Raw genomic sequence first — 22,601 nt, 5'->3', positions numbered from 1 at the left:
ACGCAAACTTCACCGAGTATTTCATCAATTTGATCTATCTCAACTTGATATTTTTGGCTAAACCTGTATACCTTAAACTATCAAATGTAAATTATAGTTTTGGATTTCACCTGTGACCCAGAGACACGATCAAATTAGTTCCACCGCAGTAGCTTTAACCACGACATCCACAAACTTAGAACAAAACTCGCAAAACAAGCTCCTATCCGTATTTGAACTTGAAGCCACGCAAAACACCTTGAATGCAACAGCACTCAAACCAGAACAACTGACGCATATTCCAAATTATGACAATATTCCTGCGTCTACAAAACGTATCAAGCCTCTTAATAATTTTTTAGGACAAGATCGTGCTAAAGCATCTGTAGAAGCAGGCATTGCCCTTCCATACTCAGGCTATAACATCTTTGCTGTGGGTACGGCAGGGTTGGGTAAACGCACCATGATTAAGCGCTTACTCCAACAACATGCCAAAGATATGCCTACACCGGATGATTGGGTTTATGTATACAACTTCAAAAATGCACGCAACCCAATTGCGCTTAACTTTCCTGCAGGACAAGGCGCAAAGTTTCAAAGTACGCTACATCAAACATGGCAAACCATTTTCAAACAGCTCGAACGTCGTTTTAGTGCTGAAACGTATCACAATCGGATAGAAAAAATTCGTTTAACGACAGGTCATGAGCAACAACAAGCTTTGATTGAGCTCACCAAAGAAGGTGAAGAGCTTGATTTAAAGTTGATCAGTCGTAATGAAGAACACTGCTTTATTCCTGTTCATATTAAAGACAATAAAATTCAAGAGATGTCTCAAGATGACATCAATGCACTGAGTAGCAAAGAACGTTCTGAAATTGCGTCCAATATCCGTTATATGGATAAAAAGCTCGAGCGTTTAGGTTTACAAATTGGTGATCTTGAAGATGAAGCACGTGATATGGTGTCTGAGTTGAATCGTGACATTGCCAAACAAGTCATTATTCCTCGCATGGAACATATTTTAAATAAATTTCCAGATATCAAACATCTTGAACAATACTTAAAATTATATGCTCAAGATATTATCGACAATGTGGAAACCGTACTAGAACAGGAAGAAAGTGATTTTTCACCTGCATTATTTAACCGTGTCCCTGCGCGTTATCAAGCAAATTTAGTCATTAGCAACAAGCCAAATTCTGGGGCACCAGTCATCTTTGAAGATTTCCCCACACATTACAACTTACTTGGCCATGTTGAACAATTAACGCAAAATGGCACTATCAGCACTGATTTCACTTTAATACGACCTGGTGCACTGCATCGTGCCAATGGTGGTTTTTTAATGCTTGAGGCTGAGCAGCTTTTAGAACAACCTTATGCATGGCAAGGACTCAAACGAGCGATTAAGTCTGGTCAAATTAAACTCTCATCTCTAGAGCACATGCTAACGCTGACGGGCAGCATTTCAATTGAGCCAGCATCGATTCCATTACAATTGAAAGTCATTTTAATGGCTGAACCAGAAATCTATTATGAGATTCTGGAGGTGGAGCCTGAGTTAGGAAGTATCTTTAAAATCAGAGCTGATTTTACTGACACATTACAACGTAATGACGAAAATGAACAAGCTTATATGCATTTGATTGCAGACTATGTTCAATCCTCTAAACTACTTCCATTTGATCGTTCTGCCTTGGCTGCTTTACTGACCGACTCAAGTCGTCAAGCAGAGGATCAGAGTTCGTTGTCACTACATGCCTTAACTTTAGGTGATCTGATTCATGAATCTCATCACCATGCATCCAAATCTAATGCAACTATGGTGACAGCAGAACATATCGGCACTGCGCTCAAACACCGCCAATATCGTCTAGGTTATTTACGAGAGTTGTACTGGCAAGATTTATCTCGTGGTACACAGCTTATCGAAACGCGTGGTCATCGACTCGGTCAGATAAATGCTTTGTCCGTGATTCACTACGCCGATGTCGAATTTGGCCTACCATCACGCTTGACTGCTTCAGTGTATCAGGGTGGCGGCGATATTTTAGATATCGAACGTAGCGTGGAGTTAGGCGGTTCACTTCATGCTAAAGGTGTACTATTAATGTCGTCTTTCTTAAAGGCACATTTCGGACGTGAACAAACCTTGCACTTCTCTGCCGCTTTGGCTTTTGAACAAAGTTATGGTCAAGTCGATGGTGATAGTGCAACCGTTGCAGAACTCTCCGCTTTAATTTCTGCGATCAGCCAACTGCCGATTGATCAGTCATGGGCGATTACAGGTTCAATGAATCAACTGGGTCAAGTACAACCGATTGGTGGCGTCAATGCCAAAATCGAAGGTTTCTTTGATGCATGTAAACTTCAAGGTTTAACAGGCAAACAAGGTGTCATTATTCCACGTCAAAACATGCAGCATCTAATGTTACGTCAAGATGTGATTGATGCTGTCGAGGCCGGTCAATTCCATATTCATGCCATCAACACAATTGATCAAGCACTTGAGATTCTCATGGCGCGTCCTGTCGGAGAATTAAATAAAAAAGGTCGCTATACCAAAGGATCAATTTACGCTGCTGTCATGGAGCAGCTAGAATATTGGCAAGCCATTGAAGATGGCGCTGAAATTGAAGAAGAGCCAAAGAAAAAGAAAAAAAAGAAGAAAAAAGACAAAGCTAAAAAAGATAAAGCGATCAATGCTGAAGAACAACCTTCTCAACTCGCTGATGAGACTTCAAACTAATTTGAAGTTTTCAAAATAAAAAAAGCACCCATCGGTGCTTTTTTTATTGCGCTCAAATTAAGCTTCAGGCGCTGGGCTATATTGCTCCACGAGCGTTTTTAATTCGCCTGTTTGGAACATTTCTAGCATAATATCACTACCACCGATCAACTCACCATTGATCCATAATTGTGGGAATGTTGGCCAGTTTGCAATTTGTGGCAAAGTCGCACGAATGTCTTGGTTTTCAAGAATATTTACATAAGCAAATGGGCGACCAATTTGGCTCAATGCTTCAACTGCACGTGCAGAGAAACCACATTGTGGGAACTGTGGTGTGCCTTTCATATAAAGAAGAACTGCATGTTTTGCAATTTGATCACGAATTAACGCTTCTGTATCACGCACTTGTTCAGTCATTGATTAAATCCTCAACTATTCTGCCTGCATTATACCTAAAACCGCCGTAAAGAGTATGGATTGCTAAATTTTTCCAGTTTAATTTGCAATTAGGCTTTTAATCTCAAGCAGATTTTGCTTAGATAAACTTTTATTTTCCACCTAACAAATACGAGTTAGACATGAACAATATCACCCTCGCTCCAGTTCAAACTGATCAACCATCTCATTTGATGCCTGTATTCAGCCGTCAACCGATCAGCTTTGTGCGTGGCCGAGGTTCGTATCTTTATACAGCTGAAGGTACAGAATATTTAGATGCGCTGACTGGCATTGCAGTATGTGGTCTAGGTCATGCACATCCAGTTTTGGCAGAAGCAATTGCAGAACAAGCGGCGACGCTTATTCACACCAGTAATATTTATGAAGTACCTTGGCAGACTGCAGCTGCGCAAAAGTTAGCTGAAGTATCTGGTATGGAAGAAATTTTCTTCTCGAATAGTGGTGCTGAATCAAATGAAGGTGCAATTAAAATTGCGCGTAAATACGGTCATATGCAAGGTATTGCTCTGCCGAAAATCATTGTCGCTGATCATTCTTTCCATGGTCGTACAATGGCAACACTTTCTGCGACAGGCAATAAAAAAGTACAAGAAGGTTTTGGCCCGCTCGTTGAAGGTTTTATCCGAGTACCTTTTGGCGACATTGAGGCAATTGAAGAAGCAGCAATCAACCATCCAGATATCGTCGCGATTCTCGTTGAACCGATTCAAGGCGAAGGTGGTGTAAATACTGCCCCTCAAGGTTTTAGTTATCTTGAAGAAATTCGTCAAATCTGTAATCAACATAATTGGTTGATGATGCTAGATGAAGTTCAAACAGGTAACGGTCGTACAGGAAAATATTTTGCGTATCAACATACCAATATTATTCCTGATGTCATGACGACAGCTAAAGGCTTGGGTAATGGTTTCCCAATTGGTGCAGTGATGACTCAAGGTAAAGGTGTAGGTATTCTTACTGCAGGTAACCACGGATCAACTTATAGTGGTACTGCATTAGGTTCGCGCATTGTCTACACGATTATCGATTTGATGCAAAAAGAAAATATTGTTGAAAATGCAGCAACAATTGGCCAATACTTAGTTGATCAATTCCATACACAACTTGCAGATCAAAACGTTATTGTTCGCGGCTTTGGTATGATGATTGGTATTGAATTACCAAAACCATGCGCAGAGTTGGTGGATATTGCACGCATAGAGCACAATCTAATTATTAATGTCACCGCAGGTAATGTCGTTCGTTTGTTGCCAGCGTTGAATATGAATCAAGAACAAGCTGATGATTTATTAAAACGCTTAGTTCCAGCGATTAAAAACTTCTTGGCTTAAGCCAAGATCGATAAAAAAGCCGCATATTGCGGCTTTTTTATTAAGAAGAACACTTAAGATGCTTCTTGGAATACTCGACCACCAGGTAACTGGCTGAAATATTGTTTTAAAGCATCTAGGCAGCGATGAATTTTCATTGGTTGTTGTTCACGTTTTAATGTCATTGCATTCAAAGTGTATGCAGGTAACTTCCATTCAGGTAAAACTTCAACCAATGTGCCATTCATTAATTCTTTTTGCACATCTAGATATAATAATCGCGCAATGCCGTGACCATTTTGGCACAATGATTTAGCGACATAAACATTGTTTGTCTGTAAACGATTTTCCATGGACACATTCACCAATTCACGCGATGTGCTGTGTTCAAATGTCATCATTTGCTGATTTTTTACAATATTTACTGGAATCAAATCATGCTGTGCTAAATCTTCAGGTCTTGAAATAACTGCATTTTGATTCAAATAACTTGGTGAAGCCACCAAGACTTGATCCACACGTGCAAGCGGCAGACAAGATAAGTGATTAGACTCATCCACGCGAGAACACATTCTCACTGCAATATCGATTCTTTCTTGAATCAAATCGACAAATTGATTTTCAACTTCAAAGTGAACGGTTAAACCACGATGTGCCGAAATCCAATGCGACAACGCAGGAACTACATGGGTTGCACCGAGTTCTGGCGTTGTTGCAATACGTAAATCACCAACTAAATCGTCTCGTAACTCATTAATTCGAATTTTACCGCGCTCTGCTGCAGCGAGCATTTCTTGACAGCTATGAAAAAAGGCCTGCCCTGCTTCCGTTAAACTTAGTTTTCTTGTGGAACGGTGCAGAAGTGTTACTTCCATTTCTTGTTCTAGTGAACGAATTTGCTGACTAACCGCACTCGTCGTAATGCCTAAATCTCGAGCAGCACCACTGAAAGAGCTTTTTTCAACAACACATGCAAATACGCCCATCGAGCGAAGTTGATCTAACATAAATTTCCCTCTGAAATTATGAGATGCTTCTCTAATTAACAAAAATTAACAAAAGCAACTCATTGTATTATACGAAGAAATTGTTAAATTGCACTAAATATCTTCAGTTGATTGGCAAAATATTTGCTGGATTGATTGGCTTACCATCTAAACGAACTTGAAACTCAAGCATCGTACGGGTTGCACCACTCGAGCCCATTTCTGCAATTTGTTGCCCTGCACTTACGTTTTGCCCACTCTTCACTAACATCCGGTTATTGTGCGCATACGCAGTGATATAACCATCAATATGTTTAATGAGCACCAAATTACCATATTCTTTTAAACCATCAGCAGCGTAAACCACTTGACCATCAGCTGCTGCAAAAATTGGATCACCAACATTGCCACCAAAACGTAATCCCTTGACATTACTTGCCACATTGAAGTTTTCAATGACTGGACCATTCGATGGTTTCACCCAGCGTAATGAAGTTGCTTTAGTCGAAGTCGTCGGTACTGCAGCAGTTACCGCTGGTACTGGTGTGGTTTGTGGTGGTGGCGTAACCACAGCTGGTTTTGTTGGTAACTGAATGGTTTGACGTTGAATCTGAGTTTCAGTCGCTGTCAAAGGACGCGTAGTCGAACGTGTCACTTGTCGATTGCCAGAGGGTTTTAATCTTAAAGATTGATTTACATAGATGCGATAAGGCGGTGCAATATCATTCATCTCCGCAATGCTCAAATAGCTCAATCCATAACGTGCCGCAATTTTACTTAAAGTGTCGCCAGAGCGAACTGTATAGAAGTCAGGAGCAACCGCATAACGAGCAGAATTGTGGATTTGGGGTTTCGATGCACAGCCCGACAAACCAAGAAAAGAAGCGACAGCAACCGCGATCAATGCTGAGTGAATAGATGGTTTAGACAACTTCAAAACTGTTTTGGGTCTGGCCAAAAGCATGATTTCCCTCTCTGACAAAAGATTAAAAAGACTGAATTCGGCTTAAGAGTAGCAAAATTAATGCTAAATTCACCGTTTCAAATATATTTTTCACAAAGTTATAACACATCCTACCTGTGGTCATTCAATTAAAGCTCTAACTGAGATTCAAGTGAAGCCAACACCTGATAGTTGGTAGCATCCATTTGGATCGGTGTCACACTGACATATCCATTTGCAATGGCATAAAAGTCTGACTGATAACCCAGTTGGCTTTTTTCGGGATCTGTTACGGCCTCTCCAGCCAAACCAATCCAAACAACTTGACGGCCTCTCGGGTCAACTTGTGTGGTAATCGGTTTCGTTTGTTTTCTTCTTCCTTGATAAGTCACTAATGTCCCTTTTATTTCAGCCGTATCCGGAATATTAATATTGAAAATATGACGCGGTGGTAACTCAGGCAAACCATTTTTAATAAACTCATATACCCAATTTGCAGCTTGTGCATAATCTTGAGCATCTTGATACGAACGAACATTTGGACCAGCCAATGAAACTGCGATTGCAGGTTGTTTCATGAGTCGGCCTTCAAACGCGGCCCCAACTGTACCTGAATACAACACATCATCACCTAAATTCGCTCCACTGTTGATCCCGCTTACAACTAGATCAAATTCAAAATCAAATAGACCATTCATGGACAGATAAACACAGTCCGCTGGCGTGCCATTAATTGCCCATACATCCTCTGAAATTTGCACGGGTCGCAATGGACGATCAAGCGTTAATGCACTTGAAAAACCACTCCGCTCACTTTCTGGAGCAACCACGACTACTCGACCCAAAGGTTTTAATGCTTGTGCTAATGCTTGTATTCCTGGTGCGAACACACCGTCATCGTTGGCAATCAAAATATTCAAAACAATTCACTCAATTCATGTAATCCCATCTGTTCGATAGCCTAATCAAAATCCCCCAACACAACAATGAGTACACGCATAGATGTTGAGGTTTTAAACGCCTTTAATCTTGAAAATCTGCTTACCCTTTAATCTTGAAAACTCAGCATGTAGTCATCCCCCTGTTCATACCTGAACTTTTCTTCTTTACTTTCTGAGTTCCAACAGCATTAATACACTTTCTCTATTTTTTAAACACGAAAAAAGATTATTCTATTCTTATAACTAACTTACTAATTTTTGAGTCATTTATGCAAAAACGTTTTTTACAATTGATTTCAACCGCATTTATCAGCAGTTCAATGTTGTTTTCAAGTTTCACTTTCGCCAATGCTCAAGACTTAAAAGAAAATATCGAAGTTACTCAACAAAAAGTGACTAAAGATGAACTCGCTGCAATCTATGTCTTTTCAGAATCATGCCCAAGTTTAGTGGAAGAAGATGCGGCGTTTAAAGCAGGCTATCAAAAGCTATTAAAAGACTATTTACCTAATGAAAATTCACCTCAAACCACGCTGAACAATCTAATTAAACAACAGGATTATCAGCAAGCATTAGCTCAAGCGAGACAAGATGCGAAAAACGCTGGAGATAAAGCAAATCAACAAGTGTGCGAGGATATAAAAAAATATCAGTCTTCAGTTAAATAGAGCACGAAATAGTTACAATTCGATTGAAATAAGCCGACTCCACTGCTAGAAGTCGGCTTTGCTTTGTCCTAGAATGCAAAGCTGATTTTTGCGTTCATACAAGATTGGAACTACATAGAATGACCCGAAAAAGCGCCATTGCTGCATTATTACTATTACCTTCATTTACTTATGCAGCAACTGTTTTATCTTCACCACCAGAACTCAATAACAAGTCTTACGTTTTGATGGATTATGAAACAGGTCAAATTCTCGCAAGTAAAAATGAAAATGAAAAACTTGCGCCTGCTTCAATGACCAAAATGATGACTAGTTTCATTATTGAACAAAAGTTGTTGAACGGTGAACTCACGGAAGATGAAAAAGTTCGTATGAACGAATCTGCTTGGTGTCGTGGTAGTAGTACAGAATCTTGTATGTATGTACCTCTCAATGGCACAGCAACCGTTTTGGAAATGTTACGCGGGATTATCATTCAATCTGGTAATGACGCATCTAAGGCGATGGCTGAGCATATTTCTGGTAATGAAGGTACATTTGTACACAGCATGAACCAAGAAGCTAAGCGTATTGGCATGACCAACACGAACTTTATGAACTCAACAGGTATGCCTGCTGAAGGTCATTATTCTACTGCGAAAGATATGGCTACTCTTGCGAAGCACATCATTCATGACAGTTCAAAGTATTATCCTATCTACTCTGAAAAAGAGTTTACTTTTAACGGGATCAAGCAAGGTAACCGTAACGCGTTGCTATATACAGATCCGAGTGTAGATGGTCTTAAAACAGGTCATACTTCTGAAGCTGGTTATTGTTTAACGACTTCAGCTAAACGTGGCCCGATGCGTTTAATTTCAGTGATTTTTGGTGCTCCATCAATGCAAGCACGTGCAACGCAAACACGTGATTTGTTATCTTGGGGTTATGCAAACTTTGAAACTGTCAGTGTTCAACCCGCTCACAAAGAGTTGACCACTTCTAAAGTTTGGTTTGGTCAATCTAATCAAGTGAGTGTGGGTCTTGCTGAAAACTTCAACGTGACTATGCCAAAAGGTCAAGCAAATGCCATTCAAACTCAAATCGCGGTTCAACCGAACTTAAATGCCCCTCTTCAACAAGGGCAAGTTGTAGGTAAATTAACAGCGACACTTGACGGCAAAGTTATTGCTGAGAAGCCGCTTGTTGCTTTGCAAGCTGTTGAAGAAGCTGGTTTCTTCTCGCGTATGATCGATCATATCAAACAGTTCTTTAGTAATTTGTTTTAAGTCGTAGCTTGACTAAAGATATAAAGGCACTCAAATTCTTTTGGGTGCTTTTTTGTTTATAATGAGTAAAAACAGGCAATTTTTTATGACTGAAAATATCCGCAAATACTTAGAGACTTACCCAAAATTTGATACAACAAATTATATTGATCCAACTGCGTTAGTGATTGGTGATGTTGTCTTGGCTGAGAATGTTTCGGTCTGGCCTTATGCTGTGATCCGTGGTGATGTTAATTTTATTCGGATTGGTAAAAATTCCAATATCCAAGATCATTCCATGTTGCATGTCAGTCATAAGAAAGCGGATAAACCTGAAGGTTCACCGCTCATTATTGGTGAGGACGTTACTGTGGGTCATCATGTGAAATTACATGGTTGTACTATTGGTAATCGTGTTTTAGTCGGTATTGGAACGATTATTTTGGATGATGTTGTTGTTGAAGATGATGTGATGATAGGTGCGGGTTCGCTTGTTCCACCCAACAAAGTTTTAGAAAGTGGTTATTTGTATGTGGGTAGCCCAGTGAAAAAAGTGCGTCCACTGACTGATAAAGAAAAAGCGTTTCTGCCGTATTCAGCGCAGAATTATGTAAAGGTTTCGGGAAATTATAAATAATTTTGAATTCGCATAACAGCCATTATGTTAAATGGAAGATGGAAATGTATGGAATATAAAAAATTTTACTACCTAAATAAATAAAACATCAAAAATGTAAATTATTTACCATAAATATTTTTTATAGCTTAGATACTTGACCCTCACGTAACGTTAGCCTCTAGCATAAAACATGCCTAAGGGATAAAGGAGTCAAAAGATGTTATTACAAGTCGGTGAATTGGCGAAGCGAACAGGGTTAACTATTCGTACCCTTCATCACTATGATGATATCGGTTTACTTCAGCCTTCGGCCCGCTCCGACGCCGGTTATAGACTTTACAGTCGTCAAGATATTACTCGCTTATACCAAATTCAGGCATTGCGAGGGCTTGGAATGACATTGGCAGAAATTGGCGCGGTTCTTAATAGTCCAAACCTTGCACTCGCCCCATTAATTGATCGGCAGATTCAGGCAATCGATCAGATGATAATTAAGCAGACTCAACTGCGCTATCGTTTGAGCAGTCTCAAAAATCAACTGATGAATGGTGAAGAGCTAGAACTGGACAATTGGCTAAAAACATTGGAGCTTATGTCTATGTACGAACAATATTTTACAAAAGAGGAACTTGCAGATCTGACTTTTTTACAGGCAGACAGTAAACAACAAAAAGAATGGGAAGCGCTTGTCGTCGAAGCGAATGCACTCTTTAAGGCCGGAGAATCTTCTAGTAGTGAAACTGCCCAAAACCTGGCTTCACGCTGGATGCTGACTCTCGAACAGAATACGGCTGCTAATCCTGAATGGTTGGCTAAATTGAATAGCATGCATTCAGCTGAATCGGCATTTCAGGAAAAATTGGGTGTGCATCCGGAAGTGGTTGAGTTTCTACTTGAAGCATTTGCCGAGAGTAAGCTGAACGTTTTTGCACGTTATTTATCCGAGCAGGAATTTGCTTTTATGAAGCAAAATTATGCACGTGAGATGAAAAATTGGCCCCAGTTATTGATCGGATTGGAGAAGGCCATTCATGCTGGGATTGAACCTGACAGTGAACAAGCAAAATGTTTAGCACAGCAATGGCTCTCCATGTTACAAGGTTACGCAGGCAAAAATCCGGCGACACATGCGAAGATTCGCAATGCCATGCAAAATGAACCAAGTCTTGCCGAGGGAACCTGGCTCAAACCTACCACTTTGCAATTTTTAGAAAAAGCAGTATCAGCTTTAATGCGTTGTGCTTAGTACATGCTTACCTCTATTCAAATAATCAAAGTAGTGTGGCTATCCCATAATACGGGGTAGTCATTAAGTTTATGATTTCAAAATATTTTATATAGAGAAAGTAGAGTAAATGGTATTATCACAAACTTATCCAACTACACTATATAAGTTGGTTATTTTCGATTTTGATGGAACCTTAGCAGATTCATTTCCTTTCTTTGTTTCAACTATAAATCATCTGGCTGACATGCACTCTTTCAAGAAGATTCATTTAGATGAAGTGGAATCTTTTAGAGAAATACCTTCCCGAGAGCTAATGAAAACTCTTGGAATACCAGTATGGAAACTACCTGCGATTACTCAGAATTTTATAAAACTCATGAAGGTAAATCCTTCAAAGATTCCTCTATTCGACCATACCGATGAAATGCTTTCCCACCTTAATGAACATGGAATTACAGTGGGCCTGGTTTCTTCAAATGGATACGAAAATGTGACCCGTATTCTTGGTTCAAGCTGTCGATACTTTAATTACTTTGAATGCGGTGCATCTTTTTTTGGAAAAGCATCTAGGTTAAAGCAGCTTTTAAAAAAAGCAGGCTATAAACCCTCAGAAACTATCTATATAGGTGATCAGATTACCGATTATGAGGCAGCTAGATCGGTAGGAATTGCTTTCGGTGCAGTTTCATGGGGTTACAGCACAGAAAGACTTTTAAAGAAATTGTCACCTGATGAGACATTTGAAAATGTGTCTGCCATAAAGAGGATTACTGTCAGCAAAAAATAACCCTACTAAATTATGCTTATAAGCAGAGAATCGCCATTCTAGATACCCGAGGTAAATTATGCTTTCTTTAAAGATAACTACACATATTGATATTCATGCGACACCGGAGCAAGTTTGGCAGGTACTGACTGATTTTAAATCGTATGAGAGTTGGAATCCCTTTATCCGTAAAGTTTAAGGAAAGTTAAACATAGGTGAAAAACTAAAGATTAGGATTCACCCAACTAAGCAAAAAGCAATGGAATTTAAGCCTACACTATTGGAAGTTAAAAATGCTCAGTCTTTAAGCTGGCTAGGTCACTTTCTAATCCCTAGTCTTTTAGATGGTGAGCATCATTTTAAACTTTGCTCCCAAGAAGATGGCAGCACTTGTCTCATACATTCTGAGACATTTAGTGGTCTACTTGTACCTATGATGCGTAATAATTTGAAATCTATAAGGAAAGATTTTGAATACATGAATCAATCTCTAAAATTATTTGTAGAATCAAAACTTTAGATTTGAAATCATAGGGTAATAAATTGTTATTTTTATTAAAACAGATCCATGTAGGCACTTCGCTTCTTTGTTCTTTCAATTTTTAGATTCCCCTAAAATTAACATAATACACCTTATGCGAAATTATCTTTTTTATTTCATATAAATCATAATCTTAAATTACATTCAAAAGCCCAATTTACTTAAATTGGGCTTTTTTGTTGATTCTTCATGTTCCACGCCCTTTATTAAATTATTGATCCAAAGAACTTCTTAGTTAAACTTAAGATAGAACGCCTTCAAAGAAATCCCCTCCCATCATAGCCACACACCTCAAAATTTTATACAATATGCCTTCCCTTCATCTGGTGCTTTTTTATGACCGCTTGGACTGCTCACGTCACTGTTGCAACAGTGGTTGAAAAAGATGGTAAATATCTGTTTGTAGAAGAACAAACAGAAGGTGTCATGCACACCGTTTTTAATCAACCTGCAGGTCATGTTGAAGCTGGTGAAACCCTTATTCAAGCCGCGGTTCGTGAAACCATGGAAGAAACAGGTCACCAAGTTGAAGTCACAGATTTATTGGGTATATACACCTATACCCCACCTATGTTTCCAGATCGTACCTATTACCGCTTCTGTTTTTTAGCAAAATCAACACAGTATTTTGCCAATGCAACATTAGATACAGGTATCGTAGGTGCTGTTTGGATGAGCCTAGATGAGCTATTAGAAACGGCTCGCGCGCGTAGCCCATTGGTCATCAAAGCCATTCAAGATGCCCAATCAGGACAAAAATTTCCTTTATCGCTCGTTTATGAGCACCAAAATTCTCCCTTAATTTCAAATTTGGATGCCTAATCCTATGCAACAACGTGTCATCGTCGGTATGTCAGGTGGTGTAGACTCATCTGTCTCTGCGGCTTTATTACTTCAACAAGGATATCAAGTTGAAGGTCTTTTCATGAAAAACTGGGAAGAAGATGACGGCACAGAATACTGCACGGCTATGGATGATCTTGCAGATGCGCAAGCCGTATGTGATCGTATCGGTATCAAATTACATACAGCCAACTTCGCAATGGAATATTGGGATCGTGTATTTGAGCACTTCTTGGCTGAATATGCTGCGGGGCGCACCCCAAACCCAGATATTTTATGTAATAAAGAAATTAAGTTCCGTGCATTCCTCGATCATGCCATGAAATTAGGTGCTGACTTCATCGCAACAGGACACTATGCTCGTCGCGGTGAAACCATGACCAATTCTAAAGGTGAGCAATATGCGCCTTTACTCCGTGGCGTGGATAACAACAAAGACCAAACTTATTTCCTACATGCCGTTCATGGTCGTGAAATTAACAAGACCTTGTTCCCTGTGGGTGAGATCGAAAAGCCTCAAGTTCGTAAAATTGCTGAAGATTTAGGTCTTGCAACAGCGAAGAAAAAAGACTCTACAGGTATCTGTTTTATTGGTGAACGCCGATTTAATGACTTCTTGAAGCAATATTTACCTGCTCAACCGGGTAAAATTGTCCTTGAAGATGGTAAAGAGGTTGGTGATCATCACGGCTTAATGTACTATACGCTCGGTCAACGTGGTGGTATTGGTATCGGTGGAATGAAAGGCGCTGAAGAAGGTGCTTGGTTCGTATTACACAAAGATATCGAAGGCAATCGTTTAGTTGTTGGCCAAGGTCATGAGCATCCCCTCATGCAAAGTACCATGTTATGGTCTGAAGCGATTGATTGGGTTGCAGGTGAGCAAGAGATTCCAGAAAATGGTTTCCGTTGCACAGCGAAAACTCGCTATCGACAACCTGATCAAGCATGTGTCTTATTTAATGACCCAAATGCACCGCAAGGTGTACGTGTAGAATTTGATGAACCTCAACGTGCTGTTACGCCAGGACAAAGCGTTGTGTTTTACGCGGATGAAGTTTGTTTAGGTGGCGGTGTGATTCATCATACTAATGCGCCTAAACCTGATTTTATTTAAAGGAATTTTCAGGCATGACAGAGTTACCGTTCCAGCAGCTTCAGACTCTGAATGATCGTCAAAACAGAGCTTTGGCTTTGGCAGCAGTATTTCAATCGACTCAGCTGACACATATGACAGCCATTGCAGGTCGACAAAATATTGGCGAAAACGGTAACTTCTATTTAGAACAATTAATTAAGGCGAGTTTAAATATTCGCCCTACTTCCAATAAGAATTGTCAAACCTTAGATTTTTTTAACCAGCTTGCAGATATTTCTCTGGGATTAAAAACATTAGAAAGTAGCATCGCCCAACCATTCAATACTGCACCAAAATCAAGAATACCTAAATTTGCCAATGCAAAACTTCCAATGTCCTATGCAATGGCATTATTACATTTAGAAAAGAAAGTATATAGCAACCCAAAATTCGTTGAAATTATTGAAAAATCACAAGAAAAAATACTAAAACAACTCTCCTTTTTTGATCATAATTATCTACATCCAAGTATTCTTGCAAACCTTGCTCAAACCTATGTCGAAACTGCAGGACAGATTAATCCTCGCATTATGGTGAAAGGCAATGCAGAAGCTTTTAAGGATTCTTCGCACACCAATCGTATTCGTGCTTCATTGTTTACAGGTTTACAGATGGCGCATTTATGGCGTCAGTCGGGTGGAAGTTCATGGAGCATGATCTTCACCAAACGCAAGTTACTGAAAGATATTCAAGATCTCGCTCGTTTACAGTTTCAGGTGGTTTAACCTGATGTATATCGAGTTCTGTTTTACGTTTCATTCCAAAGTTTAAGGAATTGCTATGAACGCTTTAACCGCACTTTCTCCATTAGATGGTCGCTATGCAAGCAAATGTGATGCTTTGCGCCCTTTCCTCTCTGAGTTTGGTTTAATCCATGCTCGTGTGACTGTTGAAGTGCGCTGGTTACAAGCACTTGCAAATCGCCCAGAAATTACTGAAGTGCCAGCTTTTTCTAACGAAACAAATGCAGCTTTAGATGCAATCGTTGCAAATTTCTCTGAAGACGATGCTAACCGTATCAAAGAAATCGAACGCACAACCAACCACGATGTAAAAGCGGTTGAATATTTCTTAAAAGAGAAAATTGCAAACATTGATGAACTTAAAAATGCGGGTGAATTCATTCACTTTGCTTGTACATCTGAAGACATCAACAACTTGTCTCATGCACTCATGCTGAAAAGCGGTCGTGAAGTACTAGCTACGTCTATGCAACAAATCGTGGACTCAATTGTTGCACTTGCAGAAAAACACGCAGATCAACCAATGTTGTCTCGTACACATGGTCAAACTGCAAGCCCAACAACATTGGGTAAAGAAATGGCGAACGTGGCATACCGTCTAGCACGCCAAATCAAACAATTCAATAATGTTGAGCTTCTAGGTAAAATCAATGGTGCGGTAGGTAACTATAATGCTCACCTGTCTGCTTACCCTGAAATTAACTGGCCTGCTCACTCGCAAGCATTTGTTGAATCTTTAGGTCTCACGTTTAACCCGTATACAACTCAAATTGAGCCGCACGACTACATGGCTGAATTGTTTGATGCGCTTCGTCGTTTCAACACAATCCTCATCGATTTCAACCGTGATGTTTGGGGTTATATCTCTCTTGGTTTCTTCAAACAAAAATTAAAAGAAGGCGAAGTTGGTTCTTCAACAATGCCACACAAAGTGAACCCAATCGACTTTGAAAACTCTGAAGGTAACTTGGGTATTGCTAATGCAGTCCTTGCTCACCTTGGTGAAAAGCTTCCAATTTCTCGCTGGCAGCGTGACTTAACTGACTCTACTGTTCTTCGTAACATGGGCGTTGGTTTTGCACAAAGCTTGATCGCATTTGAAGCTTGCTTGAAAGGTGTGGGCAAACTTGAATTGAATGCCGACCGTATTCTTGAAGACTTAGACAACGCTCAAGAAGTTCTTGCTGAACCAATTCAAACAGTAATGCGTCGTTATAACGTTGAAAAACCATACGAAAAACTTAAAGCCCTTACTCGTGGTCAAGCAATGACTCGCGAAATGATGGTGAATTTTGTGAATGGTAACGAATTAGAAGCTGTTCCTGCAGCAGATCGTGCGCGTCTTGCTGAAATGACACCTGCATCTTATACAGGTAATGCTGCTGAGCAAGCGAAACAAATTAAAGATTTGATTGCTAAAATCTAAATAGCATTGAATAAAAAAGCGAAGCTTAGGCTTCGCTTTTTTGTATGAGACTCATCAAATGTTTCAATAAAAATCATGCTTCATCAGGACAGTAACGTATAAAGTCAGTTCTGAGCTTTTGTAATTCATCACCAGTTAAAACATCGCTATAGTAAATATAATGAGTCACTTGAGCATATTGAATGTCATGCCTAAACATCATTCCTCGGAGTGATACTGAGATCTCTTCAGGAAAGTCATTCAGAGTAAGCTCTTCAAACTCATAATGAAAATATGCATTTTGCTGTGCAAGAAAAGCAGCTGAAACCGTCATAATAAAAACTCAAAATAAATCATATTCTAACTCATCATCCTGATTGCAATGAGCTATTGATATAAACAACTATTTATAAAAATAATGCGATTTATAAAAATAATGCGATCTGCAGCTTATTCTCAGGATTGATCCATTACAATCATATGAAGAAATTAATCAAATCAACATATAACAAAATGCACTACAAAAAATTTACTCCTAAACACCACCTCGTATTCTTCATTTTCATAATGGTGCTGATCTTGGCAAGTATAAAGCCTCTTGAATATGCTTCTTATGGCTTACATCAACTTGGCACAGCTTTAATGCTAGTGTTTTTGATCTATATACAAAAGAAAGTTGGTTTGAGTTTTATCGCATTTTCTCTCTATATTGGATTTCTGATCATTCATATTCTTGGGGCACACTATTTATATTCGTATGTTCCCTATAATGAATGGTTGATGCACAACTTCGGCATAGATTTAAATGCACAGATGGGTTGGGAGCGAAATATGTATGATCGCTTGGTCCATTTTGCCTATGGTCTACTTCTCTATCCTTTTTTCCTGAGGATCATTCAATTCTATTTACCCCAATTATCTGAACGAGTACTTTTTCTTATTGTGGTTCAGTTTGTCATGGCCACCAGTCTCATTTACGAATGGATTGAATGGTTAATTGCGATTAATCTTTCCCCTGAGGCAGCAGAAAATTATAATGGTCAACAAGGTGATATTTGGGATGCCCATAAAGATATGCTGTTCGCAACACTTGGGTCCATGATCACAGGAATAGTGATGTTATATCGAAAATTAGACTCTCGACCATAGAAATGATAAATCATAAAAAAAGCCAATCATTAGATTAGCTTTTTTTTATTTCATCGAATTTAAAATTTAGGATCACGTAGTTGCACTAAGTTCGCATTAGTTTTGACTAAAGTGTCCATAACTTTATTCATCACAGCAGGAATCAAACTGTCCGCCATTTGTGCCGCTTGCAGTCCTAATTTCTCACCTAAGGTAGGTTTACGGCGAGTTTGAATCAAGTAAACATCATGCACTGTCAATAAACTTAATAAATACTCATCCGAGGTTTGAAGCTTATCAACCAAATTCAAATCTAATGAATCTTGACCGTACCAATGTTCACCTGTTGCTACTTTTTCAACATTTAACTGTGGACGATATTTTTCAACAAAATGCTTGAACAATGCATGCGTTTGTTGCAACTCTTCTTCAAACTTTGCTTTACCCTCTTCCGTATTTTCACCAAACAAGGTCACGGTACGTTTATATTGACCCGCAGTATAAAGCTCAAAATCAACATTATGTTCTTTAAGTAAACGATTAAAATTAGGCACTTGAGCAACAACGCCAATTGAACCAATCACTGCAAATGGAGCAGAAATAATTTCGTTACCGATACATGCCATCATGTATCCACCACTTGCTGCGACTTTATCAACACAAATGGTTAGATGAAAACCAGCATCGCGCAGACGCACCAGTTGAGCAGCCGCAAGTCCATAACCATGTACCATCCCACCTGGACTTTCCAAACGAACTACGACACGATCACGCCCTGCTTTAGCAGTCGCCAAAATCAAAGTAATTTCTTCACGAAGATTCTCTACAGCTGAAGCTGCCATGTCACCTTTAAAATCAATTACATATACTTTCTGATTATTCTTTTTACGCGTGCGTGCTTCTTTTGAAAACTGCTGAGACAACTGCAGAAGTTCAAGTTTAGATGCAGTACTTTGCGCAATTTTTTTTCGTTGTTCATTAATACGCGCATTTAAGTGAGTGACTCGAATTTCGGCAGGAAGTTTCGGCAAATGAAATAACATATAAATTCACATCTCTATAATTCATCTTTATGAGGATAACATGAGGTCAAAATAGACAAATTTCAATAGCTTTATTGAAATGTTATGCCAATCGTCGGATCAATTTGATCAACAATCGGCATAAAAAGTAGATACATTATGCATACTATCTCGATAAAAAATTATCGAACCGATGAGCATCCACGCATCATCTCATGATTGATATCTATCTTTAAAATCAATTAGAGACTCTTATATGATTTGAGAGTGAAGAAATTGAATTATATTAGGATAATAATTCTTAAAATCAACACCTTAATACTTATTATTTTACTTCTTAAACTTTTCTGAAATGCATTTTCAATGCGCCAAATTATGTCGTGTCAGCATATATTTTTCACTATTTTTTTGGCATGATGGTTCCATACAGTAATGATGAATAATGATAAATGACTCAAATGCGTTGGCTGGAACTGTTATCAACAGTTCGATTTGGTAGTTCAAAACAAAATACAGAACAAGCACGTAGCCCCTTCCATAAAGATTACGATCGTATTATTTTTTCTCAGAGTTTTAGGCAACTTAACCGTAAAACTCAAGTTCACCCCCTGACTCAACATGATGGCATTCATACGCGTCTAACACATTCCCTTGAAGTTTCTTGCATCGGACGCTCTTTGGGAATGCTGGCAGCTGAAAAAATTCGTGATGAGTTACCTATGTGGATCTCTCCTGCAGATGTCGGTGCAATTATTCAAGCAGCTTGTCTTGCACACGATATTGGTAATCCTCCTTTTGGTCATGCAGGTGAGTACGCTATTCGTGAATGGTTTGATGATGCATCACACGGCGATTTTTTATCGAGTTTAACCCCTGAACAGCAGGCCGATGTTCGCCAGTTTGAAGGCAATGCTCAAGGTCTTCGTTTACTCACGAAAATTGACTATCACCCTAATGACGGTGGGATGCGCCTCACTTACGCAACCTTAGGAGCTTACTTAAAGTACCCATGGCTTTCTAAAACCATTGACTCTCAGGGAAATACGCCTGCCAGTAACCGAGCTAAGTTTGGTTGCTATCAATCTGAAAAAGAAATTTTGCAACAAATTGGTCACCAATTAGGTCTTATACAATATGGTGAATATCATTTCTGTCGCCATCCACTCACCTATTTACTCGAAGCTGCGGATGATATTTGTTATGCCCTGATCGATTTAGAAGATGGCATTATTCTTAACATGCTCAGCTATGAGCAAGTCGAACCTATTTTTTTAAATCTGCTCGGTGACTATGGCACGCCTGCTGAACTTGCAATGCCATACACCACGTGGCAACAAAAGATCGCAGCATTGCGTGGTCGTGTGATGAAACGCTTGGTTGATGAAGTCACTTCCGCTTTTGCTAAACATCATTTTGAAATTTTGTCAGGACAGCTTAAAGGTAGTTTGCTCCAATATTGCTCGCCCGATATCGAAGCAGGAATTGATTGTGCAAAGAATTTAGCTCGGGAGAAAATCTTTGAGCACCCTCAAAAATCTGGTTTAGAAATCATTGCACATCAAAGTTTACAGCACATACTAGATGCCTTTATTCCACTTACAACACCCAATAAAATTCATAATTTTAAGGAAGGGCGTTTACTGTCTATTATCTCAGGCTTAGGTGTTCGTTTTAGTGATGATCACTATGACAATATCATGCAAGTCTTAGATGTGATCTCAAAATTTTCAGATCATCAGGCTTATCATTTGGCACAGGAACTTCAAGGGAATAAAGTTGGATTTTTATAAACCTTAAATTTAGTGTTCAGGAAAAGAGCATAAAGTGTTTTTTGATTTTGCGTTCTGAAGCAATGAACACTACTATGCTGACATAGTGAATTTAACATCGACAAATAAGTGAAATAATTGAATGATTGGATGTCTTATTGGTGAAGTGCTTGCTTTAGAAGCACCAACAGTTTTATTGAATGTAAATGGTGTTGGCTATGAGGTTGATACACCTCTCTCAACATTTTGCCAATTACAGAAAGGACAAAAAGTCACATTGTGGACGCACTTGGCTGTACGTGAAGATGCTCAATTACTGTATGGATTTTCCAACGCACAAGAAAAAAGTATTTTCCGCACTTTACTTAAAGTGAACGGCGTGGGGCCTAAAATGGCGCTGGGTATTCTCTCAACACTCAGCGTGGACATGCTCATTCATACCGTTGAACATGAAGATGTAAATACTTTAGTCAAAGTTCCAGGTGTTGGCAAAAAGACCGCAGAGCGTTTGATGATTGAACTTCGAGATCGCTTTAAGGCGCTTGCAGCTCAGCCATCCACATCAAACTCTACAACAGCGCAAATTCAGTTTACGGCTAACTCTGCTGTCGCTGAGGCTGAAGCTGCTTTACAGTCATTAGGTTACAAGCCACTAGAAGCGCAAAAGTTAGTCAATGCTGTTAAAGGTGACTTCACTGAGGCATCCGATATTATCCGTGCTGCTTTAAAATCGATGAATAAATAAGATCTCATATTATGCAAGACCGTATTATCAGTGGTTCTGAAAAACCAGAAGATCATTTTGATCGTGCCATTCGACCAACATCATTAGATGATTATATTGGTCAACCTGTTGTGCGTGAGCAGATGGAAATTTTCATTGGTGCAGCTCGTGGACGTGGTGAAGCTTTAGACCATACCTTGATTTTTGGTCCTCCGGGTTTAGGTAAAACCACACTTGCCAATATTATTGCGCGTGAAATGGGTGGTAATTTAAAATCAACTTCTGGACCTGTGTTAGAGCGTGCTGGTGATTTGGCAGCAATGCTCACCAACTTAGAAGAAGGTGATGTCTTATTTATTGATGAGATTCACCGTCTCTCTCCAGTGATCGAGGAAATCCTTTATCCCGCGATGGAAGATTACCAACTGGATATTATGATTGGTGAAGGTCCTGCTGCGCGTTCAATTAAGTTAGATTTACCACCATTCACTTTAGTCGCTGCGACTACTCGTGCCGGGTTATTGACCTCTCCGCTTCGAGATCGTTTTGGTATCGTCCAACGATTAGAGTTCTATTCGGTTGAAGATTTGACCCATATCGTGACTCGTTCTGCAAATCTGATGGATGTTCCAATCACAGAAGCTGGCTCTAAGGAAGTGGCTCGTCGTTCTCGTGGTACGCCTCGTATCGCAAACCGTTTACTGCGTCGTGTACGTGACTATGCTCAAGTGAAAGGTACAGGTGAGGTCACACAAGAAATGGCGCAACGTGCGCTTGATATGTTGAATGTGGATAAAGATGGTTTAGATACACTCGACCGTCGTTACCTGTCGATGCTGTTAGAGCGTTTTGATGGTGGTCCTGCAGGTGTTGAAGCTTTAGCAGCGGCTATGGCAGAAGATTCAGGCACGCTGGAAGATGTGATTGAGCCTTACTTGATTCAACAAGGTTATGTCATGCGTACTGCTCGTGGTCGTATTGCGACAAATCAGGCGTATTTACAGTTTGGAATGACACCACCTGAACCTAAAGAAAAGTGATGAAAAGCAGCTTAGGCTGCTTTTTTTCTTAAATTATTTTTTAAATTTTTATTAATTTCACGCATTAATAAAGAGAGTATTTCTAATCTATTTAATTTATTTCCATTTTTCCAACTTGCTAGCCTTAATATCTTGTTATCTCCATAATCAATATGAGATAAATCTTCAAAAACTTCGAATAACTCAATAGAATGTTTGTTATAAAACTCATCTATTAATTCCTGTGATAAAATAGTGAAATGATCTAATAATTTAATAAAATATTCATGCATATCATTATTAGATCTCTTTCATAAATCAAAAAACGATCTTCTTTTTGGTTGATATTTGCACTCCGGATTTCTTAACATTCGTGCATAATCTGCGGA

At 39.3% G+C, this 22,601-nt stretch carries 23 protein-coding genes; 16 read left to right on the top strand and 7 right to left on the bottom strand.

What is annotated here, in order from left to right; all coding sequences use genetic code 11:
- The first annotated feature begins 112 nt into the window (after positions 1-112).
- The gene (locus tag AC1M9C_RS00115; RefSeq protein ID WP_481613729.1) at positions 113-2,731 is read left to right on the top strand and encodes a Lon protease family protein; all 2,619 of its coding nucleotides are present in this window, start codon (positions 113-115) and stop codon (positions 2,729-2,731) included.
- A gap of 57 nt (positions 2,732-2,788) precedes the next feature.
- Here AC1M9C_RS00115 and grxD read toward each other — a convergent pair whose 3' ends face one another.
- Complete coding sequence (gene grxD / locus AC1M9C_RS00110) at positions 2,789-3,130, bottom strand: Grx4 family monothiol glutaredoxin (protein WP_092766094.1); 342 nt, start codon at positions 3,128-3,130, stop codon at positions 2,789-2,791.
- 161 nt (positions 3,131-3,291) lie between these two features.
- Here grxD and AC1M9C_RS00105 point away from each other — a divergent pair, with 161 nt between their 5' ends.
- Positions 3,292-4,503 carry an acetylornithine/succinylornithine family transaminase gene (locus AC1M9C_RS00105; RefSeq protein WP_481952978.1) on the top strand — a complete coding sequence of 404 codons (1,212 nt, stop codon included), beginning with the start codon at positions 3,292-3,294 and terminating at the stop codon, positions 4,501-4,503.
- Between the two features lie 53 nt (positions 4,504-4,556).
- Here AC1M9C_RS00105 and AC1M9C_RS00100 read toward each other — a convergent pair whose 3' ends face one another.
- The 3 genes from AC1M9C_RS00100 to surE form a co-directional block, all read right to left on the bottom strand.
- The gene (locus tag AC1M9C_RS00100) at positions 4,557-5,489 is read right to left on the bottom strand and encodes a LysR family transcriptional regulator (RefSeq protein ID WP_179998372.1); all 933 of its coding nucleotides are present in this window, start codon (positions 5,487-5,489) and stop codon (positions 4,557-4,559) included.
- A gap of 103 nt (positions 5,490-5,592) precedes the next feature.
- Positions 5,593-6,432, bottom strand: a complete 840-nt coding sequence (locus AC1M9C_RS00095; RefSeq protein ID WP_179998373.1) for a peptidoglycan DD-metalloendopeptidase family protein — start codon at positions 6,430-6,432, stop codon at positions 5,593-5,595.
- A gap of 128 nt (positions 6,433-6,560) precedes the next feature.
- Positions 6,561-7,331 (bottom strand): 5'/3'-nucleotidase SurE, encoded by a 771-nt coding sequence (surE, locus tag AC1M9C_RS00090; protein WP_035270482.1) that lies wholly within the window; start codon positions 7,329-7,331, stop codon positions 6,561-6,563.
- 290 nt (positions 7,332-7,621) lie between these two features.
- Between surE and AC1M9C_RS00085 the strand changes: the two genes are divergently transcribed.
- From AC1M9C_RS00085 to purB, 10 genes are all read left to right on the top strand, one after another.
- A complete protein-coding gene (locus AC1M9C_RS00085) occupies positions 7,622-8,020 on the top strand; it encodes an MCR_0457 family protein (protein ID WP_035270480.1) in 399 nt (132 codons plus the stop codon).
- 119 nt (positions 8,021-8,139) lie between these two features.
- Entirely contained in the window at positions 8,140-9,288 is a 1,149-nt protein-coding gene (gene dacC, locus AC1M9C_RS00080; protein ID WP_035270478.1) for a D-alanyl-D-alanine carboxypeptidase PBP5/6, read from the top strand.
- 85 nt (positions 9,289-9,373) lie between these two features.
- A complete protein-coding gene (locus AC1M9C_RS00075) occupies positions 9,374-9,904 on the top strand; it encodes a gamma carbonic anhydrase family protein (RefSeq protein WP_035270475.1) in 531 nt (176 codons plus the stop codon).
- A 199-nt stretch (positions 9,905-10,103) separates the two neighbouring features.
- Positions 10,104-11,132 (top strand): MerR family transcriptional regulator, encoded by a 1,029-nt coding sequence (locus AC1M9C_RS00070; protein ID WP_481952977.1) that lies wholly within the window; start codon positions 10,104-10,106, stop codon positions 11,130-11,132.
- A gap of 109 nt (positions 11,133-11,241) precedes the next feature.
- Positions 11,242-11,901 carry an HAD-IA family hydrolase gene (locus tag AC1M9C_RS00065; RefSeq protein ID WP_035265744.1) on the top strand — a complete coding sequence of 220 codons (660 nt, stop codon included), beginning with the start codon at positions 11,242-11,244 and terminating at the stop codon, positions 11,899-11,901.
- Positions 11,902-11,959: 58 nt separating this feature from the next.
- On the top strand, positions 11,960-12,079 hold the full coding sequence (locus AC1M9C_RS00060) for an SRPBCC family protein (protein WP_481586643.1): 120 nt from the start codon (positions 11,960-11,962) through the stop codon (positions 12,077-12,079).
- 678 nt (positions 12,080-12,757) lie between these two features.
- Positions 12,758-13,243, top strand: a complete 486-nt coding sequence (locus tag AC1M9C_RS00055; RefSeq protein WP_035265740.1) for an NUDIX hydrolase — start codon at positions 12,758-12,760, stop codon at positions 13,241-13,243.
- Between the two features lie 4 nt (positions 13,244-13,247).
- Positions 13,248-14,381, top strand: a complete 1,134-nt coding sequence (gene mnmA, locus AC1M9C_RS00050) for a tRNA 2-thiouridine(34) synthase MnmA (protein ID WP_035265757.1) — start codon at positions 13,248-13,250, stop codon at positions 14,379-14,381.
- Positions 14,382-14,395: 14 nt separating this feature from the next.
- Positions 14,396-15,127 carry a high frequency lysogenization protein HflD gene (gene hflD, locus AC1M9C_RS00045; protein ID WP_035265738.1) on the top strand — a complete coding sequence of 244 codons (732 nt, stop codon included), beginning with the start codon at positions 14,396-14,398 and terminating at the stop codon, positions 15,125-15,127.
- 55 nt (positions 15,128-15,182) lie between these two features.
- Complete coding sequence (gene purB / locus AC1M9C_RS00040) at positions 15,183-16,571, top strand: adenylosuccinate lyase (RefSeq protein ID WP_092766083.1); 1,389 nt, start codon at positions 15,183-15,185, stop codon at positions 16,569-16,571.
- 73 nt (positions 16,572-16,644) lie between these two features.
- On the opposite strand, the gene AC1M9C_RS00035 is transcribed toward purB, so the two are convergent.
- Complete coding sequence (locus AC1M9C_RS00035; protein WP_481952976.1) at positions 16,645-16,884, bottom strand: hypothetical protein; 240 nt, start codon at positions 16,882-16,884, stop codon at positions 16,645-16,647.
- Between the two features lie 179 nt (positions 16,885-17,063).
- Here AC1M9C_RS00035 and AC1M9C_RS00030 point away from each other — a divergent pair, with 179 nt between their 5' ends.
- A complete protein-coding gene (locus tag AC1M9C_RS00030; RefSeq protein ID WP_481586640.1) occupies positions 17,064-17,699 on the top strand; it encodes a DUF2238 domain-containing protein in 636 nt (211 codons plus the stop codon).
- 59 nt (positions 17,700-17,758) lie between these two features.
- Here AC1M9C_RS00030 and sohB read toward each other — a convergent pair whose 3' ends face one another.
- Positions 17,759-18,721, bottom strand: coding sequence for a protease SohB (sohB, locus tag AC1M9C_RS00025; RefSeq protein WP_481952975.1), 963 nt, complete (start codon positions 18,719-18,721; stop codon positions 17,759-17,761).
- A gap of 428 nt (positions 18,722-19,149) precedes the next feature.
- On the opposite strand from sohB, the gene AC1M9C_RS00020 reads away from it, so the two are divergent.
- The 3 genes from AC1M9C_RS00020 to ruvB all read left to right on the top strand — a co-directional run bounded on the left by AC1M9C_RS00020 (position 19,150) and on the right by ruvB (position 22,233).
- Complete coding sequence (locus AC1M9C_RS00020) at positions 19,150-20,490, top strand: deoxyguanosinetriphosphate triphosphohydrolase (protein ID WP_481952974.1); 1,341 nt, start codon at positions 19,150-19,152, stop codon at positions 20,488-20,490.
- Between the two features lie 121 nt (positions 20,491-20,611).
- Positions 20,612-21,214 (top strand): Holliday junction branch migration protein RuvA, encoded by a 603-nt coding sequence (gene ruvA, locus AC1M9C_RS00015; protein WP_481952973.1) that lies wholly within the window; start codon positions 20,612-20,614, stop codon positions 21,212-21,214.
- An 11-nt stretch (positions 21,215-21,225) separates the two neighbouring features.
- Complete coding sequence (ruvB, locus tag AC1M9C_RS00010) at positions 21,226-22,233, top strand: Holliday junction branch migration DNA helicase RuvB (protein WP_035265728.1); 1,008 nt, start codon at positions 21,226-21,228, stop codon at positions 22,231-22,233.
- 11 nt (positions 22,234-22,244) lie between these two features.
- Here ruvB and AC1M9C_RS00005 read toward each other — a convergent pair whose 3' ends face one another.
- Entirely contained in the window at positions 22,245-22,505 is a 261-nt protein-coding gene (locus AC1M9C_RS00005) for a hypothetical protein (RefSeq protein WP_481952972.1), read from the bottom strand.
- Positions 22,506-22,601: the final 96 nt, after the last annotated feature.

This window comes from Acinetobacter sp. 24-47-39, assembly GCF_056783825.1.
This window is presented reverse-complemented; position numbering and strand designations above follow the sequence as displayed.

Excerpts from the sequence above, each read along its gene's own strand:
- purB (WP_092766083.1), top strand. The coding sequence starts at position 15,183 with ATGAACGCTTTAACCGCACTTTCTCCATTAGATGGTCGCTATGCAAGC.
- AC1M9C_RS00065 (WP_035265744.1), top strand. The coding sequence starts at position 11,242 with ATGGTATTATCACAAACTTATCCAACTACACTATATAAGTTGGTTATT.
- AC1M9C_RS00060 (WP_481586643.1), top strand. The coding sequence starts at position 11,960 with ATGCTTTCTTTAAAGATAACTACACATATTGATATTCATGCGACACCG.
- dacC (WP_035270478.1), top strand. The coding sequence starts at position 8,140 with ATGACCCGAAAAAGCGCCATTGCTGCATTATTACTATTACCTTCATTT.
- hflD (WP_035265738.1), top strand. The coding sequence starts at position 14,396 with ATGACAGAGTTACCGTTCCAGCAGCTTCAGACTCTGAATGATCGTCAA.
- AC1M9C_RS00005 (WP_481952972.1), bottom strand. The coding sequence starts at position 22,505 with ATGCATGAATATTTTATTAAATTATTAGATCATTTCACTATTTTATCA.
- ruvA (WP_481952973.1), top strand. The coding sequence starts at position 20,612 with ATGATTGGATGTCTTATTGGTGAAGTGCTTGCTTTAGAAGCACCAACA.
- ruvB (WP_035265728.1), top strand. The coding sequence starts at position 21,226 with ATGCAAGACCGTATTATCAGTGGTTCTGAAAAACCAGAAGATCATTTT.
- AC1M9C_RS00100 (WP_179998372.1), bottom strand. The coding sequence starts at position 5,489 with ATGTTAGATCAACTTCGCTCGATGGGCGTATTTGCATGTGTTGTTGAA.
- mnmA (WP_035265757.1), top strand. The coding sequence starts at position 13,248 with ATGCAACAACGTGTCATCGTCGGTATGTCAGGTGGTGTAGACTCATCT.
- AC1M9C_RS00105 (WP_481952978.1), top strand. The coding sequence starts at position 3,292 with ATGAACAATATCACCCTCGCTCCAGTTCAAACTGATCAACCATCTCAT.
- AC1M9C_RS00055 (WP_035265740.1), top strand. The coding sequence starts at position 12,758 with ATGACCGCTTGGACTGCTCACGTCACTGTTGCAACAGTGGTTGAAAAA.
- AC1M9C_RS00020 (WP_481952974.1), top strand. The coding sequence starts at position 19,150 with ATGACTCAAATGCGTTGGCTGGAACTGTTATCAACAGTTCGATTTGGT.
- grxD (WP_092766094.1), bottom strand. The coding sequence starts at position 3,130 with ATGACTGAACAAGTGCGTGATACAGAAGCGTTAATTCGTGATCAAATT.
- AC1M9C_RS00035 (WP_481952976.1), bottom strand. The coding sequence starts at position 16,884 with ATGACGGTTTCAGCTGCTTTTCTTGCACAGCAAAATGCATATTTTCAT.
- AC1M9C_RS00075 (WP_035270475.1), top strand. The coding sequence starts at position 9,374 with ATGACTGAAAATATCCGCAAATACTTAGAGACTTACCCAAAATTTGAT.
- sohB (WP_481952975.1), bottom strand. The coding sequence starts at position 18,721 with ATGTTATTTCATTTGCCGAAACTTCCTGCCGAAATTCGAGTCACTCAC.
- AC1M9C_RS00030 (WP_481586640.1), top strand. The coding sequence starts at position 17,064 with ATGCACTACAAAAAATTTACTCCTAAACACCACCTCGTATTCTTCATT.
- AC1M9C_RS00085 (WP_035270480.1), top strand. The coding sequence starts at position 7,622 with ATGCAAAAACGTTTTTTACAATTGATTTCAACCGCATTTATCAGCAGT.
- AC1M9C_RS00070 (WP_481952977.1), top strand. The coding sequence starts at position 10,104 with ATGTTATTACAAGTCGGTGAATTGGCGAAGCGAACAGGGTTAACTATT.
- AC1M9C_RS00095 (WP_179998373.1), bottom strand. The coding sequence starts at position 6,432 with ATGCTTTTGGCCAGACCCAAAACAGTTTTGAAGTTGTCTAAACCATCT.